The sequence below is a fragment of the Nocardia neocaledoniensis genome (assembly GCF_003182135.1).
GTDB lineage: Bacteria > Actinomycetota > Actinomycetes > Mycobacteriales > Mycobacteriaceae > Nocardia > Nocardia neocaledoniensis.
The window spans coordinates 1-1291 of the sequence record NZ_QGTL01000029.1 but is presented as its reverse complement, the minus strand read 5'-3'; the positions used below and the strand labels follow the sequence as shown (position 1 = coordinate 1291).

The 1291-nt window shown below is 63.4% G+C and carries 2 protein-coding genes; both read right to left on the bottom strand.

Annotated features, from left to right (window positions below; translation table 11 throughout):
- Positions 1 to 31 precede the first annotated feature (31 nt).
- On the bottom strand, positions 32 to 919 hold the full coding sequence (locus DFR69_RS33805; RefSeq protein WP_167456505.1) for an IS3 family transposase: 888 nt from the start codon (positions 917 to 919) through the stop codon (positions 32 to 34).
- A gap of 2 nt (positions 920 to 921) precedes the next feature.
- Positions 922 to 1227 carry a transposase gene (locus tag DFR69_RS33800; protein WP_110041766.1) on the bottom strand — a complete coding sequence of 102 codons (306 nt, stop codon included), beginning with the start codon at positions 1225 to 1227 and terminating at the stop codon, positions 922 to 924.
- Between the last annotated feature and the right edge of the window lie 64 nt (positions 1228 to 1291).

The following is a 1291-nucleotide window of genomic DNA, read 5'->3' as shown; positions in this document are numbered from 1 at the left end:
CTGAGGTTCCCCCGCTAATCCAGAGAGCGGATTATCTGGTTCCAGTAGGAACCCGGTGATGATAGCTGGCTTCGTACTCGTCGGGTGATCGCCAGCCAAGCTTCTTCTGGATCCGCTGGGTGTTGTACCAGCCGTCGATGTAGGCGAACAGGGCGTTCTCGGCGTCTTCCCTTGTCCGCCAACTGTTTCGATACACTAATTCGGTCTTCAAGGTCGAGAAGAAGTTCTCCATGAGGGCGTTGTCGTAACTGTCACCGACCGACCCCATGGATTGGGCTATCCCGTTGTCTGCCAACCGGTTCGCGAACCGGATCGCCGTGTAGGTCGACCCGCGGTCGGAATGGTGAACCAGCTGCCCGTCCCGGACATCGCGGGTCCAGACCGCGTACTCGAGAGCGCCGAGGACCAGTTCGGTGTCGCAACGGTCCGAACACTTCCAGCCCACAATCCGGTTCGAGAAGGCGTCGCGGACCGCGGCCAGCCAGCACACACCCTCACCACAGACGATGCGGGTGGCATCGGCAACCCATAACCGGTCCGGCTCGCCAGCGGTGAAGTCACGATTGACCAGGTCCGGAGCTGGGGTGGCATGCCGATCCTGCCGGGTCAAGCCCAGCCGCCACTTCTTACGCAGGAACGCGCCCTGCAAACCCGCCCCTCGCATCAGCCGCTCGACTCGTTTGCGGCCGACCGAGAACCCGCGCCGGGCCAGCATCGCGTGCACGCGTGGTGACCCGTAGGTTCCGCCGGAGCTGGTATGGATGTCGACGATTTCGGCCAGTAGTTCTTGATCGGCCAGTTGCCTCCGTGACGGCGTCTGCGCCTGCCGCAACCAGCCGTAATACGTCGAGGACGCGATGCCCAGAACCCGTAATACGAGCTCGACCGGGTGCTGTGGATGTTCGCTGACGAACGCCACGATCACCGTCGGGTCTGGCCGAGCTCCGAGGCGAAATACGCACTCGCATCACGCAATACAGCATTGACTCGCTCCAGCTCCGCGACCCGCTTCTTCAGGGCCCGGTTCTCGGCCAGCATGTCGGTCGTCGGGCGATCGTCTCGCTCGCCGGCATCGGCCTCGGCTTGGCGGATCCACAGCCGCAACGCTTCGTGATGCACCCCGAGCTGCCCTGCCAGCTTCCGGATCGTCGGCTTCGGATCCGACTCCCGATACAGCCGCACGGCCCGCGCCTTCAACTCGTCCGGGTACTTCTTCGGTGCTGCCACGAATGACTCCTTCCGGTCCTATCGGACCACAGTCAGAGCCCTCCGAGAAAGCGGGGGAACCTCA